The organism is Rhizobium sp. M10 (assembly GCF_002531955.1).
GTDB lineage: Bacteria > Pseudomonadota > Alphaproteobacteria > Rhizobiales > Rhizobiaceae > Rhizobium > Rhizobium etli_C.
In genome coordinates this window covers 154,445-171,275 of record NZ_NWTA01000018.1, presented here as the reverse complement: position 1 = coordinate 171,275, position 16,831 = coordinate 154,445, and the positions used below count along the sequence as shown (strand labels likewise).

General features: G+C 61.3%; 18 protein-coding genes. 16 read left to right on the top strand and 2 right to left on the bottom strand.

The annotated features are described in order from the left end of the window. Positions 1–3: 3 nt before the first annotated feature. Positions 4–1,083, top strand: a complete 1,080-nt coding sequence (gene ugpC / locus CO671_RS24195) for a sn-glycerol-3-phosphate ABC transporter ATP-binding protein UgpC (protein WP_097608017.1) — start codon at positions 4–6, stop codon at positions 1,081–1,083. A gap of 248 nt (positions 1,084–1,331) precedes the next feature. Further along, a complete protein-coding gene (locus CO671_RS24190) occupies positions 1,332–1,847 on the top strand; it encodes a hypothetical protein (protein WP_141514487.1) in 516 nt (171 codons plus the stop codon). An 89-nt stretch (positions 1,848–1,936) separates the two neighbouring features. Here CO671_RS24190 and CO671_RS24185 read toward each other — a convergent pair whose 3' ends face one another. After that, positions 1,937–2,119 carry a hypothetical protein gene (locus CO671_RS24185; protein WP_097608015.1) on the bottom strand — a complete coding sequence of 61 codons (183 nt, stop codon included), beginning with the start codon at positions 2,117–2,119 and terminating at the stop codon, positions 1,937–1,939. Between the two features lie 374 nt (positions 2,120–2,493). Between CO671_RS24185 and CO671_RS24180 the strand changes: the two genes are divergently transcribed. The 7 genes from CO671_RS24180 to CO671_RS24150 all read left to right on the top strand — a co-directional run bounded on the left by CO671_RS24180 (position 2,494) and on the right by CO671_RS24150 (position 7,952). Beyond that, the gene (locus CO671_RS24180; protein ID WP_064683680.1) at positions 2,494–2,703 is read left to right on the top strand and encodes a hypothetical protein; all 210 of its coding nucleotides are present in this window, start codon (positions 2,494–2,496) and stop codon (positions 2,701–2,703) included. Positions 2,704–2,711: 8 nt separating this feature from the next. Further along, a complete protein-coding gene (locus tag CO671_RS24175; protein WP_097608014.1) occupies positions 2,712–3,086 on the top strand; it encodes a GFA family protein in 375 nt (124 codons plus the stop codon). Positions 3,087–3,343: 257 nt separating this feature from the next. Continuing rightward, complete coding sequence (locus CO671_RS24170; protein WP_097608013.1) at positions 3,344–4,636, top strand: efflux RND transporter periplasmic adaptor subunit; 1,293 nt, start codon at positions 3,344–3,346, stop codon at positions 4,634–4,636. A gap of 12 nt (positions 4,637–4,648) precedes the next feature. Further along, on the top strand, positions 4,649–5,365 hold the full coding sequence (locus tag CO671_RS24165) for an ABC transporter ATP-binding protein (protein ID WP_097608012.1): 717 nt from the start codon (positions 4,649–4,651) through the stop codon (positions 5,363–5,365). Beyond that, positions 5,355–6,557 (top strand): ABC transporter permease, encoded by a 1,203-nt coding sequence (locus CO671_RS24160; RefSeq protein ID WP_097608011.1) that lies wholly within the window; start codon positions 5,355–5,357, stop codon positions 6,555–6,557. The genes CO671_RS24165 and CO671_RS24160 overlap by 11 nt, the downstream gene beginning before the upstream one ends. A gap of 73 nt (positions 6,558–6,630) precedes the next feature. Then, a complete protein-coding gene (locus CO671_RS24155) occupies positions 6,631–6,990 on the top strand; it encodes a VOC family protein (RefSeq protein WP_097608038.1) in 360 nt (119 codons plus the stop codon). Between the two features lie 347 nt (positions 6,991–7,337). Beyond that, positions 7,338–7,952, top strand: coding sequence for a GntR family transcriptional regulator (locus CO671_RS24150; RefSeq protein WP_097608010.1), 615 nt, complete (start codon positions 7,338–7,340; stop codon positions 7,950–7,952). 50 nt (positions 7,953–8,002) lie between these two features. On the opposite strand, the gene CO671_RS24145 is transcribed toward CO671_RS24150, so the two are convergent. After that, positions 8,003–8,815: a ferredoxin--NADP reductase gene (locus tag CO671_RS24145; protein WP_010060954.1), complete on the bottom strand. Its 813-nt coding sequence runs from the start codon at positions 8,813–8,815 to the stop codon at positions 8,003–8,005. A 348-nt stretch (positions 8,816–9,163) separates the two neighbouring features. Between CO671_RS24145 and pcsA the strand changes: the two genes are divergently transcribed. From pcsA to ytfQ, 7 genes are all read left to right on the top strand, one after another. Beyond that, on the top strand, positions 9,164–9,892 hold the full coding sequence (gene pcsA / locus CO671_RS24140) for a phosphatidylcholine synthase (RefSeq protein WP_097608009.1): 729 nt from the start codon (positions 9,164–9,166) through the stop codon (positions 9,890–9,892). A gap of 11 nt (positions 9,893–9,903) precedes the next feature. After that, a complete protein-coding gene (locus CO671_RS24135; RefSeq protein WP_097608008.1) occupies positions 9,904–10,884 on the top strand; it encodes a quinone oxidoreductase in 981 nt (326 codons plus the stop codon). Between the two features lie 39 nt (positions 10,885–10,923). Next, the gene (locus CO671_RS24130; protein WP_097608007.1) at positions 10,924–12,492 is read left to right on the top strand and encodes an ABC transporter ATP-binding protein; all 1,569 of its coding nucleotides are present in this window, start codon (positions 10,924–10,926) and stop codon (positions 12,490–12,492) included. Next, the gene (locus tag CO671_RS24125; RefSeq protein WP_097608006.1) at positions 12,482–13,567 is read left to right on the top strand and encodes an ABC transporter permease; all 1,086 of its coding nucleotides are present in this window, start codon (positions 12,482–12,484) and stop codon (positions 13,565–13,567) included. Before CO671_RS24130 ends, CO671_RS24125 begins: the two co-directional genes overlap by 11 nt. Further along, positions 13,564–14,484: an ABC transporter permease gene (locus tag CO671_RS24120; RefSeq protein ID WP_097608005.1), complete on the top strand. Its 921-nt coding sequence runs from the start codon at positions 13,564–13,566 to the stop codon at positions 14,482–14,484. The genes CO671_RS24125 and CO671_RS24120 overlap by 4 nt, the downstream gene beginning before the upstream one ends. A 49-nt stretch (positions 14,485–14,533) precedes the next feature. Beyond that, positions 14,534–15,610, top strand: a complete 1,077-nt coding sequence (locus CO671_RS24115; protein ID WP_097608004.1) for a BMP family ABC transporter substrate-binding protein — start codon at positions 14,534–14,536, stop codon at positions 15,608–15,610. Positions 15,611–15,755: 145 nt separating this feature from the next. Continuing rightward, entirely contained in the window at positions 15,756–16,718 is a 963-nt protein-coding gene (gene ytfQ, locus CO671_RS24110; RefSeq protein ID WP_097608003.1) for a galactofuranose ABC transporter, galactofuranose-binding protein YtfQ, read from the top strand. Positions 16,719–16,831: the final 113 nt, after the last annotated feature.

Sequence of the window (16,831 nt, the reverse complement as noted above, 5' to 3'; positions counted from 1 at the left end):
TACATGAGCGGGCTCGAGCTCAGGAACATCGTCAAGAATTTCGGCGCCGTCGAGGTCATCCGCGATGTCTCGCTTCAGGTCAATGACGGCGAATTCGTCGCCTTCGTCGGCCCTTCGGGCTGCGGGAAATCGACGCTGCTGCGCCTGATCGCCGGTCTCGACAAGCCCACAGGCGGCAGCATCGCCATCGACGGCAAGGATGTGACGGCGATCGGCGCCGCCGATCGCGGCCTTGCGATGGTCTTCCAGTCCTATGCGCTCTATCCGCATATGAGCGTGCGGGAGAATCTGGCCTTTGGTCTGGAGAATACCAAGGTGGCGAAGGCCGAGATCGAAGCGCGCATTGCCGATGCGGCCCGCATGCTGGAGATCGAGCCATTTCTGCAGCGCCGTCCGGGTCAGCTCTCCGGCGGCCAGCGCCAGCGCGTCGCGATCGGCCGCGCTATCGTCCGTCGCCCGGATGCCTTCCTGCTCGACGAGCCGCTGTCCAATCTCGACGCCGAGCTGCGCGTCAGCATGCGCGCCGAACTGGCCGCCCTTCATGCGCGGCTGAAGGCGACGATGATCTACGTCACCCACGACCAGGTCGAGGCGATGACGCTTGCAAACCGCATCGTGGTGCTGAGAGGCGGCAGGATCGAACAGGTGGGAACACCGCTGGAACTCTATAACAAGCCGGCCAACCGCTTCGTTGCCGGCTTCATTGGCGCGCCGCACATGAATTTCCTGGAAGGCTCGATCGTCGGCCACGAAAACGGTTATGCCGAGGTCGAAACCGTCGGCGGCCATCGGCTTTCGGTCATCGCCAGGGAGATGCGCCCGGCCGGCGAAAGAGTGAGCATCGGCATCCGGCCGCAGCACATCACCCTTGCCGATGCGGCCGGCTCAGGCAGGCTGGACACCAGGGTCACTCTTGTCGAGGAACTGGGTTCTGAAACAGTCGTCCACACAGAAGCGGCCGGCAAGAAGCTGATCGCCGTCTTTTCTGGCCAACAGAGTATGAAAAGGGGCGACAGCCTGCCGTTCCATCTCGATCCTGCCGTGCTGCACCTCTTCGGTGAGGACGGCCGCCGTCTGTCTTGACGGGCAGGAGACAATCCTCAAACGAACATTCATTCCGAAATCGCTCGTACCGTATCATCTGCTCCGACGTATTAGGTCGGGGATAGGCCTCGCCTCAAGCCGTAGATGCACTAACAAAAGTTTGTGGCTGAGAAAGCTCTGAGTTGATAAAGTACTGAAAGGGCATCTTTGGGGGATGTATGCCATCTAATAGCGTGCCGTGGGTCGTTGGCCCCGTTCCGATCGTAGTCACTATATGGTCGGCTTATGTGACTACCACAGCTCTCGTGCATCGCAGAGAGATGACTGGAGAGCGTTTTGTCGCGGCTTATCTGTTTCCACTGGGAATTATTGCTGCAATTTCCCTGATGTTTTTGCAGAAATACGATCTGCGTTTCATCATATTGATGGGACAGGTTGCGACAGCGGCGTGTTTTGTCGGAATCTTTACAATGGAAAAGAAGTTGCGGGGTGATCCGCCTCTAATCCCAATGGAAGAATTCAATCTTAATAACGAACTATGGAATCTGTATTTTGTTTCTCTTGTCTACGTATTTTATTGGGTGATAGTATTTTCATTTCCTGTTGCGAACGCCTGCACACTTTCAAAGTGTTACTTCATTGAACTTATGCTCGGTGAAAAGAGCTACAAGTTCTCGGTCATTTACACGGTGAATTTTGTGGGATCGCTAATACTAGTGGCAATTAGCGCGATTTCAGTTCGGACTCTCCGGCTGCGAGCGAGATTGACGGAAGATCGGCCGGACGCCGGCGGATCGGAATAGGGCGATGTGGCTGGGCGGTGCGAGCGTAACGGTATTCAAAACGCCCGCGCCAAATGAGAGGCGCGGGCTGAGTTTCATGTCATCACAGCTTAATGGCTGTTCTTATGGCTTTGTTGACCAGCCTTTACATGCTGTTCATGGCTGCCGCCGCGGGATCCGCTGGACTGCGCGTCGCGGCCACCGGAAGAGGCGTTGCGGGTATTGGAGTCGTTCTTGTGACTCTGCTGCCCGGCCTTGACGTGCTGTTCGTGGGTTCCACCTTGGTTTGCCATTTGGTTCTCCTTGGTTTGAACTGAGGCCACGTCGACCTCGTGTTGACAACCGCCCTCCGGCGCATGCGTTCCGCATTTTAATATTTCGTGATGTCGCCGGAGAGTGCGATGAGGCGGCGGACCGGGCGGGTAGGGAGCTCGTCTGCCATTTCGTCGGCCATCGGGAGAAAGCGGAAAAATCCCTATGTTCTCCAGCACCGCCGCGTCCGCTTGGCGCGGCCCGCAACCTCGCTTCGAAAACCGCGTATCAGCGAAAAGGTTCCCGCAAAATCAGCCGCATTCCTTTCGGTTCACCGCCCCCACACGGCCCGTCGACTCTTTCCAAATCGAAGGGCCGCTCTAGCTTAAAAGAGACCCGATGAAAGGAGGAAACCATGACCGACGCACCGAAAATGGCGACCCCGGCGCGAAGAGTTCTGCGTGGCCGCCCCTACAGCTTCAGCGAATTCGCCAGGAAATACCGGTTGGACGACAAGGAGGCCAAGCGTCTCTATGAGAAGTTCGGCCCCTCCGCGACCGAACTCGATCTGCTGATGGCGGCAAAGCGGCGCCCGCCGGGGCTGCCCACCAGTCTCGATTCCTGACGGTCGCGATGCGAAGGCGAAGCGGAAGCTGCCTTTGCGGGGCAGTCGTCTATAGCGTCGAAGGCGAGCCGCTCCGCGTCGGCCTCTGTCATTGCGCCGATTGCCGCAAATCGAGCGGTTCCGCCTTCGTCTTCTTCGCGGTCTGGCCGCGCGGCGCCTTTTCGCACAGTGGCGAGATCTCCACCTTTGCCGGCCGCAGCTTCTGTCCCGGCTGTGGGAGCAGGCTTTTCTGCCTGCGGGAGGCGACGGTGGAAATCCGTCTCGGTTCGCTCGACAGTCCACCGACAGACCTTGAGCCGGATCATGAGCTCTGGATCAAGCGGCGCGAAGCCTGGCTGCGTGAGTTACCGGGCGCCGGGCAATATACCGAGGATGCCGATTGACAGGCGCTGAAGCGTGCTGCTTGCTGATCGCTCACAGGCTTTAGCCCTTGTTTCTCCGCATCTCGTGACCGCAAGCGGCTGCGCATTTTCGGGCGATAAGCTCGGTTGCGCCGAAAAACTTGACTTTTCTTACCAATATTTCATTTCACCCGTCCGCAATTCCGTGCCAGTTCGGCGGCAACGCTAATTCCCGGTTCATCTGCAGTGTGATTAGTTCATTGCAGGGCCGAGGCGGCCACTGACTGATCGAGGATGACATGAACAAAATCGTGAGCGGCAACGAAACCGGAGCAAAGGCGGGCCCGACGCCCGACCTCGCAGCGGTTCTTGCCGCATCGGGAAAGCGGGACAAGCGCAGCCGCTGGCGCGGACGCCTGCTCATCCTGCTGATCCTCGCCGCTGCCGCCGCGGCTGCCGCTTATTTCTACGCCGGCAGCGGGCAAAGCGAAGTGAGCTACACGACGCAGCCGGCAAAACGCGGCGCCCTGACGGTGCTCGTCACCGCCACCGGATCGGTGCAGCCGACCGAGCAAGTGGATATATCGAGCGAACTTTCCGGCACCGTCCGCGACGTCAACGTCGATTACAACAGCACGATCAAGGCGGGCGATGTGTTGGCGCAGCTCGATACCAACAAGCTCGAGGCGGATGTGAAGAGTTCGCGCGCCAAGGTCAATTCGGCCAAGGCGAACGTCGCCAAGGCCAATGCCGATCTCGAATCGGCAAGCACCTCGCTCGAGCGGCTGAAGAGCCTGGTCAGGAGCAATGTCTCCACCCAGCAGAGCCTCGACGATGCCACCTACAAATATGATTCCGCTGTCGCCGCCAAACAGATCAACGAAGCCGAGGTGCTCGTCTCGGAAGCCGACCTGCAGCTTGCCGAGGTCAATCTCGCCAAGGCTAAGATCATCTCGCCGATCGATGGCGTCATCCTCACCCGCTCGGTCAATCCCGGCGCCACCGTCGCAGCCTCGCTTTCGGCGCCGATCCTCTTCACCATCGCCGGCGACCTGAAGAAGATGGAGCTGCAGGTCGATGTCGACGAGGCCGATGTCGGCAAGATCGCCGTCGGCCAGAAGGCGAAATTTACCGTCGACGCCTATCCCGACCGGTCCTTCCCCGCCGAAATCGAGCAGATCCGCTTCGCCTCCGAAGTGGTCAACAACGTCGTGACCTACAAGGCGGTCCTCTCGGTCGACAATGCCGACCTGTTGCTGCGCCCCGGCATGACGGCGACCGCCGATATCACCGTCGAGGCCGTCAAGGATACGCTGATGGTGCCGAATGCGGCGCTGCGTTATGCGCCGCCGCAGGCCGAACGGCGCGGCCGCGGTATTCTGGGGATCTTCGGCCCGCCCCGCCGGCGCGGCGGCAATTCGGCCCAGGCGCTGACGGGAACGGAGCGCCGCGTCTGGGTGCTGCGCGACGGCCGCTCCACGCCTGTCGTCATCCAGGTCGGCTCGTCCGACGGCCAGTTCACCCAGGTCGTCTCCGGCGAAATCAAGGAAAACGATGCACTGGTGACCGACGTTGCGGTGCGGACGAATTAGGCGGAGAGACGGATGACAAGCCCGCCGCTCATCGAATTCAGGCAGGTCTCGAAAATCTACGGCGAGGGCGAGGCGGCGATCCGCGCCCTCGACCATGTCGACCTGGCGATTGCCGCCCATGAATTCGTCGCGATCATGGGGCCATCCGGCTCCGGCAAATCGACGGCGATGAACATCCTCGGCTGCCTCGACGTGCCGACATCGGGCGAATACGTCTTCCAAGGTATTGCGACCAGCGACTTCGACCGCAGCCATCTGACGCTCTTGCGCCGCCACATGCTCGGTTTCGTCTTCCAGGGCTTCAATCTCCTGTCGCGCACCTCGGCGGTCGAAAACGTCGAACTGCCGCTGATCTATCGCGGCATGGCGGTGCGTGAGCGGCGCGAACGGGCGCGCGAGGCGCTGGCGCTGGTCGGCCTGTCCGGCCGCGAACATCACAAGACCCAGGAACTGTCAGGCGGCCAGCAGCAGCGCGTCGCGATTGCCCGCGCCATCGTCACCGAGCCGGCGCTGCTGCTCGCCGATGAGCCCACCGGCAATCTCGACACCAAGACCAGCGTCGAGATCATGGATCTGCTGACGCGGCTGAACCGCGAGCAGGGCATCACCATCGTCATGGTCACGCACGAGCCCGATATCGCCGCCTATGCTGAGCGGCTGCTCAGGTTTGTCGACGGCAAGCTGGAGACCGAGGTCGAGCACCGGAGGAGGGCGGATCATGTTCTTTGAGACGCTGAAACTCGCGCTGCGCGCCATCAACCGCAATATGCTGCGCTCCTTCCTGACCGTGCTCGGCGTCGTCATCGGCGTTGCCGCCGTTATTGCGCTGGTGACGATCGGCAACGGCACGACCGCGCAGGTCTCGACCGAATTGTCGCGGCTCGGCACCAACATGCTGTTCGTCCGCCCAGGCCAGTTCGGACCCGGCCGGGCAAGCTCCGAGGCCAAGCGGTTCAGTGTCAAGGACGTTGCCGCCATCCGCGATCAGATCGGTGGCTTGAGGGCGGTGGCGCCGCTCAACCAGTCGACGGCGACGGTGATTTTCGGCGGCCAGAACCATTCGACCAGCGTTTATGGCACCACCAACGACTATTTCGTCGCGCAGGACTGGAACCTGGCGCTCGGCCGCAATTTCACGCCCGCCGAAGAGCGCGGCCAGTCCCGCTGCATCATCGGCGAGACGGTGCGCTCGCAGCTCTTCGGCGCCGCCGACCCGGTCGGCCAGCAGATCCGCGTCGGCAAGGTCTCATGCCCTGTGATCGGCGTGCTTGCCAAACGCGGCCAGTCCGGCATGGGTACCGATCAGGACGATGTCGTCATCATGCCGGTCAAGGTGTTCCAGCGGCGCATCAGCGGCAACAGCAACGTGCCGCAGATCGTCATCTCGGCGCGCGACGGTGTGTCGACTGCCAAGGTGCAGGCCGATGTCGAAAACCTCCTGCGCGAACGCCGCAAGATCATTCCCGGCCGGCAGGACGATTTCAACGTCAACGACATGACGCAGATCGCCGAGGCGATGACCGGCACGACGACGCTGCTCACCGGCCTGCTCGGCGCGGTCGCCGCCATCAGCCTGCTCGTCGGCGGCATCGGCATCATGAACATCATGCTGGTCTCCGTCACCGAGCGCACCCGCGAAATCGGCATTCGCCTGGCGATCGGCGCGCTCGAAAGCCAGGTGCTCACCCAGTTCCTGGTCGAAGCGGTGGCGCTGTCGCTCTTCGGCGGCATCACCGGCATCGTGCTGGGCCTCAGCCTCGGCCTGGTGGCGGTCACCCTCCTGAAAGTCCCCTTCGTCTTCAGCCCCCTGATGGTCGCCGTCGCCTTCCTCTTCTCCGCCGCAATCGGCATGATCTTCGGCTATTTCCCGGCGAGACGGGCAGCGCAGTTGAACCCGATCGAGGCACTGCGGCACGAGTGAAGCGGCGTGGCAAAACGCGCGATGTCCCGCTACTCCTATCAATCGGATGCAAGCGCTATCGGAGGTCCGCATCATGTCGCTCAACAGGCTGGTGATCTACGCTGGGAATGTCGAGGAAACGGCACGGTTTTATGAGAAGCACTTCGGCTTCACGGCGACACGTCTGCCGGGCGACAGGATCGTTGAACTTGTCGCTCGGGACGGTGGCGCCAATATAATGCTTCATCCGGCTGCCAAGGGACAGCGGGGCGGCCAATCCATCGTCAAGCTCATCTTCGACGTGGAGCATGTCGAGGCTTTTTGCAGGCGTTGCGCAGAGAACGGCCTTGAGTTCGGTGTTCTCCATCAAGCCGACGGCTATGTGTTCGCGAATGCCAAAGACCCCTGTCAAAATTCGATCTCGGTGTCCAGCCGGGCTTTTCGCAAGAGCTGACTGAGGGTCAGGTGTCGGCTTGATGAAGCGCCCGAGTGGCTCTTTACGCTGGGCATGAGTTTGGGAAGAGCGCCAACCCCGCTTTCTGTCCTCCTCGGCCTTGAGCCGAGGATCCATGCCACTGCCGCTGGTGGATGCGATGTGGATGCTCGGCTCAAGGCTCAAGGCCGAGTATGAGGGAGGTTGGAACGGCGAAATAAGTTCTTTCGTGGCGTAGACGCCTGAGTCCCCGAAACTCACACCGATGTTATCTATTTGTCTCTATTCTCATATTTCAATGCCGACTTGTGTTCGGTTTTTGACCGTGCCACTATGTGATATATCAGATTGGGCAGCGGACTTTCAGCATGCAGACGTCACAAAGCCATCGTGCCTACCTCGCGCTGGAGCACCTGATTGTCACCCTGGCCCTGAAGCCAGGCGCGTTCGTCACTGAGAAGCAGCTGATCGATTTGGCGGGCCATGGCCGCACGCCGGTGCGCGAGGCGATCCAGAAGCTGGCCTGGCAGGGGCTGATCCTCGTCAAGCCGCGCGTCGGGTTGCAGGTGGCCGAAATCGCGGCGGAGGATCACGGCAACGTTATGCAGGTGCGCCGAGAGCTGGAGCCGATCGCGGCCGCATTGGCCGCCGAACATGCGACCGACGAGCAGCGCGAACGTCTCGGCGACTGCGCTCGCGCGATGGAGGAATGTGCGGTGACCGGCGATCTCGCCGGCTTCTTCGCCGCCGACAAGGCTTTCGACGAAATCCTCGAGGATGCCTGCCCGAACGGCTTTATCGTCGCAGCGCTCGGCCCGGTGCAGACGCATTCGCGCCGCCTCTGGTATTCCACCGCAAGCCCCGAGCGCATGGATCGCGCCATCGCGCTGCATGTTGCCGTCATTCGCGCCATTCAGCAGGGCAGGCCGAAGGAGGCGCGCGCCGCCATGACGGAGCTGATCGACTATCTCGCCCAAAAATAGAAACGGCCCCGTTTCCGGAGCCGTTGTCAGATCTGCTTGTCGGAAAACTTTCAGCCGACGAAGGCGCGTTCGATGACGAATTCGGCGGGCTTGCTGTTGGCGCCTTCATTGAGGCCGGCCTTTTCGAGCAGTTCCTTGGTGTCCTTCAGCATGGCCGAGGAGCCGCAGATCATGCCGCGGTCGATCGCCGGGTCGAGCGGCGGCACGCCGAGATCGGTAAACAGCTTGCCTGACGAGATCAGGTCGGTGATGCGGCCGCGATATTCGAAGTCTTCGCGCGTGACGGTCGCATAATGGCGCAGCTTGTCGCCGACGACTTCCTTCAGCAGCTCGTCATTCTGGATCTCGTGCACGAGGTCGAAGCCGTATTTCAGCTCGGCGACATCGCGGGTCGTATGAGTGAGGATGACCTCCTCGAACTTCTCATAGGTCTCGGGATCGCGGATCAGGCTGGCGAATGGCGCAACGCCCGTTCCCGTCGAGAACATGTAAAGACGGCGGCCGGGGGTCAGCGCATCGAGCACCAGCGTTCCCGTCGGCTTCTTGCGCATCAGCACCTGGTCGCCCGGCTTGATCGCCTGCAGATGCGAGGTGAGCGGGCCGTCCGGCACCTTGATCGAGAAGAATTCGAGCTCTTCGGCCCAGGCGGGGCTGGCGATCGAATAGGCGCGGAAGACCGGCTTGCCCTCGACCATCAGGCCGATCATCGCGAATTCGCCGGAACGGAAACGGAAGCCCTGCGGCCGGGTCATCGTGAAGCGGAAGAGCCGGTCGGTATAATGCGTCACGGCAAGCACCGTCTCGGCGTAGACGCCGGCGGGGATGGACGAGGCGAAGTCTTCGGTCTTTGCAGGCGCGTTCATTGCGGTAGAGGATCCCGTTTCGTCGGATGAACTATCGGATGCGAGGCAGATATTACATATCGGGCTCGAATTAAAGGCATTCCATTCCACGCAGCGCTCCTGAAGGGAAATATGCATGTCATTGTCAGGATTCAATGGCGATCTCGGGGGCGGGCCGGCAATTCGTATTTCCTGCTGGCGAAGCCCGGCAAAGGATGCATATTAGGGCGGCGCGCCTGATGTGGACGCCGGTTTTCGGCAAAAGCGGTGCGACAACAAGGATCTACGGGAACCGATTCAGCGACGGGATCGGTGCCGGTGGCAAAAAAGACGCTTGCCGGGGCGAGCGCGATAGGGCGGTCGGGGAATATGAAGATTTTCAATTACAAGCGTGTTCCTTACGCGGAAATGCGCGCCTTTTCCGTCCACATCCTGACGGCCTCCGGCTCCTTCCTTGCCTTTCTCGGCGTTGTGGCCGCCGCCGAACATCGTTTCATCGACATGTTCTGGTGGCTGGGGCTTGCCCTTCTCGTCGACGGCATCGATGGGCCGATCGCCCGTAAGGTGCGCGTCAAGGAAGTGCTGCCGAACTGGTCGGGCGACACGCTCGACAATATCATCGATTACGTCACCTATGTGCTGTTGCCGGCCTTCGCGCTCTATCAGAGCGGTATGATCGGCGAGCCCTGGTCTTTCTTCGCCGCCGGCATGATCGTCGTTTCCAGCGCCATCTATTATGCCGATATGGGCATGAAGACCGAGGAGTATTTCTTTTCCGGCTTTCCCGTGGTCTGGAACATGATCGTCTTCACCCTGTTCGTCATCGATGCCAGCGCGACGACGGCGCTCGCCGTCGTCATCGTCTCGGTGGTGCTGACCTTCCTGCCGATCAATTTCCTCCACCCGGTCCGCGTCAAACGGCTGCGCCCGCTCAATCTCGGCGTCTTTTTCCTGTGGTCGGCGCTCGGCGTTTTTTCGCTGCTGATGCACTTCGACACGCCCGAATGGGCGCTCATTCTCTTTATCGTGACCGGGCTCTATCTTTACGTCATCGGCGCGGTGCTGCAATTCTTCCCCGCCCTTGGACGTGAAACTTGAGGACAGGCAAGATGACGAAGACGCAGGCGGTTTCATTCTCGAAGACGGGCGGGCCGGAGGTTTTCGACTATGTCGAGATCGATCTTGAGCCGCCCGCGGCTGGTGAGGTGCAGATCAGCCAGGCGGCGATCGGCCTCAATTTCATCGACGTCTATTTCCGCAACGGCTCCTACAAGGTGCCGCATCTGCCCTTCGTCACCGGCAAGGAGGGCGCCGGCACGGTGACGTCAGTCGGCTCCGGCGTGACCGATTTCAAGGTCGGCGACCGGGTCGCCTATGCCAGCGCCGACGGCGCCTATGCCGCCGAGCGCAATATCGAGGCGCGCCATCTCGTGCATGTCCCCGATGGCATTACCCTCGAGACGGCGGCGGCGATGATGCTGAAGGGCATGACCGCCGAATATCTCCTGAACCGCACCTTCGAGGTCGGCCCCGAGACGGTTCTGCTGTTTCATGCCGCCGCCGGCGGCGTCGGGCTGATCGCCGGCCAATGGGGAAAGGCGCTCGGCGCCACCGTCATCGGCACGGCGGGCTCTGCAGACAAGGTCGAGCTGGCGCTCGCCCATGGCTACGACCATGTGATCAACTACAAGAGCGAAGACTTCGTCACCCGCGTGCGTGAAATCACCGGGGGCAAGGGCGTCGATGTCGTCTATGATTCGATCGGCCGCGATACTTTTCCACAGTCGCTCGATTGCCTGAAGCCGCGCGGCCTTTTTGCCTCTTTCGGCCAATCCTCCGGGCCGATCGAGAACTTCAGCCTTTCCCAGTTGGCGCAGAAAGGGTCGCTCTTTGCAACGCGACCGACGCTCTTCACCTATATCGCCGCGCGCCGGGAATTGGTCGACAGTGCGAAAGCGCTATTTGATGTTGTGCAAAGCAACAAAGTGCGTATCAATATCAACCAAACCTATCGGCTGCGTGAGGTTGGGCGGGCTCACGCGGATCTGGAAACAAGAAAAACAACAGGAACGACGCTGCTGATTCCATGAGATCCGAACGGACCGGTTGGCAGAAGAAATGAGGGGAACGTGTCGCCATTGAATGTGCCGGATTCCGGTGCGTTATTATCCGTCCAGAAGCTGACGAAGTTTTTCGGTGGCTTTGCCGCCTGCAATGAAATCGATCTCGATATAGCGCCGGGCGAAATTCACGCGCTTCTCGGCGAAAATGGCGCAGGCAAATCCACGCTCGTCAAGATGCTGTTCGGTGTTCTGGAGCCGACGCAGGGGCATATTCTCTGGCAGGGCAGCCCGGTCGCGGTCGCTTCGCCGGGCGAGGCTCGCAAGCTCGGCATCGGCATGGTCTTCCAGCATTTTTCGCTGTTCGAGGCGCTGACCGTTGCCGAAAACATTGCGCTTTCCCTCGATGGCAGCATTCCGATCGACCGGATCGCCGAGGAGGCGAGGGCGCTGTCGGTCGCCTACGGCCTGCCGCTCGATCCGCATGCCCATGTCGCCGATCTCTCCGTCGGGGAGCGCCAGCGCATCGAGATCGTTCGTGCGCTGCTGCAAAATCCGAAGCTCATCATTCTCGATGAGCCGACCTCGGTGCTGACGCCGCAGGAGGCCGACAGGCTGTTCGAAACGCTGTTCAAGCTGCGCGCCGAGGGCCGCTCGGTTCTCTATATCAGCCACCGCCTGGAGGAGGTGCAGCGTATCTGCGATCGCGCCACCGTGCTGCGCCATGGCCGGGTGACCGGCGCCTGCGATCCAAAGCAGGAGACGCCGGCCTCGCTTGCCCGGATGATGGTCGGCAGCGAGGTGGCGACCGTCACCCATCCCGAGCGCTCTGACAAGGGGGAGGTGCAGCTTGCCGTTTCAAGCCTGTCGGTTGCCGCGCGCACGCCCTTCGCCATGCCGCTGCGCGATGTCTCCATGAGGGTGCGCGCCGGTGAAATCCTTGCGATTGCCGGTGTTGCCGGCAACGGCCAGAGCGAGCTCTTCGATGCGCTCTCCGGCGAATATCCGGTCGCTTCGGCCGAGGCGATCGTCATCCGCAAGAAGCCTGTGGGCACCGAGGGCATCACCGCCCGCCGCCTGCTCGGTGCCGGCTTCGTGCCGGAGGAGCGGCATGGCCACGCCGCCGTTTCCGCGATGAAACTGTCGGACAATCTGGTGCTGGCCCGCAGCCAGTCGGATCGCAAAGCCTTTCTCGGCATTCTCGGCATCATCCGCCATGGCGCGGTGAAATCCGCCGCGCGGCGCATCTCCGAGGCGATGGATGTGCGCAAGAGCGGTGACGATCCCGCCGCCGGTTCTCTGTCCGGCGGCAATCTGCAGAAGTTCATCGTCGGCCGCGAGCTCGACCGCCAGCCGGCCGTCCTTGTCGTCAACCAACCGACCTGGGGCGTCGATGCGGGTGCCGCAAGCCGCATCCGCCAGGCCTTGGTCGATCTCGCAAAGGCGGGCTCGGCCGTCGTCGTCATCAGCCAGGATCTCGACGAGATCTTCGAAGTGGCGACCGATATCGCCGTCATTTCCGAAGGGCGCCTTTCCAGGCCCTATCCGGCCGGTGAACTGACGCGCGAAAAAATCGGCTTGCTGATGGGTGGCCTGCACGAGGACAAGCATGCCGCGGAGGCAGCCCATGCGCATTGAATTGGAAAGACGCCCCGACGTCTCGAAGCTCTTTGCCTTCGTCTCGCCGCTGCTGGCGCTTGTCCTGACGCTCGCCTTCGGCGCCATTATGTTCGCCATGCTCGGCAAGGATCCGGTCGAGGCGCTGGAGGCCTTCTTCGTCGAGCCGCTGCTCGAAATCTGGTCGCTGCACGAGCTGGCGATCAAGGCAGCGCCCCTGATCCTGATCGCCGTCGGCCTTGCCGTCTGCTACCGCTCGAACAACTGGAATATCGGCGCCGAAGGCCAGTTCACCATCGGTGCCATCACCGGCTCCTATCTGCCGATCGTCTTCTACGACTGGCATTCGCCGCTGGTCCTGCCGCTGATGTTGGTCCTTGGAGCGCTCGGCGGCGCGTTGTTCGCCGCCATTCCGGCGCTGTTGAAGGCGCATTTCAACACCAATGAAATCCTGACATCGCTGATGCTGGTCTATATCGCCCAGCTCTTCCTCGATTGGCTGATCCGCGGCGCCTGGCGCGATCCGAAGGGCTTTAATTTCCCCGTCTCGCGTGATTTCGCCCCGGAAGCGGTGCTGCCGGCGATCTGGGAGGAATCCGGCCGGGCGCATTGGGCCTTCATCTTCGCGATCGTTGCGGCAATCGGCGCCTGGTTCATGCTGCGCTATACGCTGAAAGGCTTCGAGATCGTCGTGCTCGGCCAGTCGGAGCGGGCAGGGCGCTTTGCCGGCTTCTCCTCGAAGAAGATGATCTGGTTCAGCTTCCTCTTCTCCGGCGCTCTTGCCGGCCTCGCCGGAATAGCCGAGGTTTCCGGCTCGATCGGCCACCTGCAGCCGGCGATTTCGCCGGGCTATGGCTTCACCGCCATCATCGTCGCCTTCCTGGGAAGGCTTAATCCGCTCGGCATCATCGCATCGGGCCTGGTGCTGGCGCTGACCTATCTCGGCGGCGAGGCGGCGCAGCTATCGCTCGGCGTTTCCGACAAGGTCACCCGCGTCTTCCAAGGGCTGCTGCTCTTCTTCGTGCTCTCCTGCGATACACTGATCTATTACAAAATCCGCATCGTCTGGTCGCGGCTAAGGGGTGGGGCGGCATGAGCATCTTCGAAGCCATTCTGCTGACTGTTATCACCGCCTCGACGCCGCTCGTGATCGCCGCGCTCGGCGAACTCGTGACGGAGCGCTCGGGCGTTCTCAACCTCGGCGTCGAAGGCATGATGATCATCGGTGCCGTCGGTGCCTTTGCCGCAGCCCAGCTCACCGGATCGGCCTATATCGGTATTGTCGGCGGCATCGTCAGCGGCGCGCTGTTTTCGCTGCTCTTCGCCTTCCTGACGCTGACGCTCGTCACCAATCAGGTGGCGACGGGCCTTGCCCTGACAATCCTGGGCCTTGGCGCGTCCGGCATGCTCGGCGAAGCCTTCGTCGGCGCGCCCGGCATCCGGCTGCTGCCGATTGAAATCCCGGTGCTCTCGGCTATTCCCTATGTCGGAACGGTCCTCTTCAAGCAGGATCTGATCTTCTACCTGTCGATCCTGCTCGTTGTCGCCGTCAACTGGTTCCTCTTCAGGAGCGGTACCGGCCTGAAGATACGCGCCATCGGCGATAATCACGCCTCTGCGCATGCGCTCGGCATCAACGTCATCCGCACGCGCTATCTCGCCGTGATGTTCGGCGGTGCATGCGCAGGCCTTGCAGGGGCACAGCTGTCGCTGATCTACACGCCGCAGTGGACCGAGAATATGTCGGCCGGGCGCGGCTGGATTGCGCTGGCGCTTGTCGTCTTCTCCTCGTGGCGGCCTTGGCGCCTGCTGGCTGGCGGATATCTCTTCGGGGCGGTGACGATCCTGCAACTGCACGCGCAGGCCTTCGGCGTCGGCATTCCGTCGCAGTTCCTATCGATGCTGCCCTATGCGGCGACGGTTGTGGTCCTCATCATCATCTCGCATAATCGGCGCACGACGTTGATCAATACGCCGGCCTCGCTTGGCAAAGCCTTCGTGCCGGACCGATGAGCAACAACAAAAAAGACGGGTTTCGAACTTCCAACCAACAGGGATCACTATGAAAAAACTTGCACTTGCTCTCGCAGCGACAGCTGCCCTCGTCCTGAGCATCGGTTCGGCCGCCGAGGCTGCCGACAAGACCAAGGTCTGCTTCGTTTATGTCGGCACCCGTACCGATGGCGGCTGGACGCAGGCCCATGAAAACGGCCGCCTCCAGGTCGAGAAGGAATTCGGCGACAAGGTCGAAACGCCTTACCTCGAAAGTGTTCCGGAAGGTCCGGATGCCGAACGCGCCATCGAGCGCATGGCCCGTTCCGGCTGCTCGCTGATCTTCACCACATCCTTCGGCTACATGGACGCGACTGTCGCCGTCGCCAAGAAGTTCCCGAAAGTGAAGTTCGAGCATGCGACCGGCTTCAAGGCCGCAGACAATGTCGCGACCTACAATTCGCGCTTCTATGAAGGCCGCTACATCAGCGGCATTATCGCCGGCAAGCTGTCGAAAACCGGCACGGCAGGCTATATCGCCTCCTTCCCCATCCCCGAGGTGGTGATGGGCATCAACGCCTTTGAAACCGGCGCCAAGTCGGTCAATCCGAACTTCAAGATGAAGGTCATCTGGGTCAATACCTGGTTCGACCCGGGCAAGGAAGCCGATGCCGCCAAGGCGCTGCTCGACCAGGGCGTCGATATTCTGACCCAGCACACGGACACGACCGCTCCGATGCAGGTTGCCGAGCAACGCGGCGTCAAGGCATTCGGCCAGGCGTCCGACATGATCAAGGCTGGCCCGAACGTACAGCTCACCGCGATCATCGACACTTGGGGCAACTATTATGTCAAGCGCGTCCAGGCGCTTCTCGACGGCACCTGGAAGTCGGAACAGAGCTGGGATGGCCTGAAGGACGGCATTCTGACGATGGCGCCCTACACGAACATGCCCGACGACGTGAAGAAACTCGCCGAGGAAGCCGAAGCCAAGATCAAGTCGGGCGAGCTGCATCCGTTCACCGGCCCGATCAACAAGCAGGACGGTACGCCCTGGCTGAAGGCGGGCGAGAAGGCCGATGATGGCACGCTGCTCGGCATGAACTTCTACGTCGAAGGCGTCGACGACAAGCTGCCGGCGCAATAATCGGCCGGCGTTTTTGCAGATGCGAAGGGCGTCCCTGTGGACGCCCTTTTTTTTGCTGCAGCGCATCCTAAAAAACCGATTTACAAAAGTAATACTATATGATTTTTTGACCCTGCGCCGCGAGATGCGGCATTGGGAGGAAATCATGAAATTGAAGACTGCACTTTTGAGTGCCACGATTTTGGCTGCCTGCATGTTCGGTTCGGCTTCGGCCGCCGGCCTGACCGTCGGCTTCTCGCAGATCGGCTCGGAATCGGGCTGGCGTGCGGCTGAAACGACCGTAACCAAGGAGCAGGCCAAGAAGCGCGGCATCGATCTGAAGTTTGCCGATGCCCAGCAGAAGCAGGAAAACCAGATCAAGGCCCTGCGCTCCTTCATCGCACAGGGCGTCGACGCCATCCTCATCGCGCCGGTTGTCGAAACCGGCTGGGACGATGTTCTCAAGGAAGCCAAGGAAGCCAAGATCCCGGTCATCCTTCTCGACCGCACCATCAAGGCTCCGGACGATCTCTACCTGACGGCTGTCACGTCCGACCTCGTGCATGAAGGCAAGGTCGCCGGCGACTTCCTGGTCAAGACCGTTGGCGACAAGAAGTGCAATGTCGTCGAGCTGCAGGGCACGACCGGTTCGTCGCCGGCTATCGCCCGCAAGAAGGGCTTCGAAGAAGCTCTCGCAGGCCACGACAATCTCAAGATCGTTCGCAGCCAGACCGGCGACTTCACCCGCACCAAGGGCAAGGAAGTCATGGAAAGCTTCCTGAAGGCTGAAAATGGCGGCAAGGATATCTGCGCGCTCTACGCCCATAACGACGACATGGCCGTTGGCGCCATCCAGGCGATCAAGGAAGCCGGCCTGAAGCCCGGCAAGGATATCCTTGTCGTCTCGATCGACGCCGTCCCCGACATTTTCAAGGCAATGTCCGAAGGCGAGGCCAATGCCACGGTCGAACTGACGCCGAACATGGCCGGTCCCGCCCTCGATGCGCTCGAAGCCTATCTGAAGGACAAGAAGGCTCCGGCAAAGTGGATCCAGACCGAGTCCAAGCTCTACACGCCGGCCGACGACCCGATGAAGGTCTACGAAGAGAAGAAGGGTCAGGGCTACTGATTTGAACCTGAAACCGCACCGGTCCATCATGGGCCGGTGCGGAACTGCCGGTGCCGGGCCGGGCGTCATGCCCGGTTTTGGTGCAGGTGCAAGGCCAATATCAGGAAACAGCA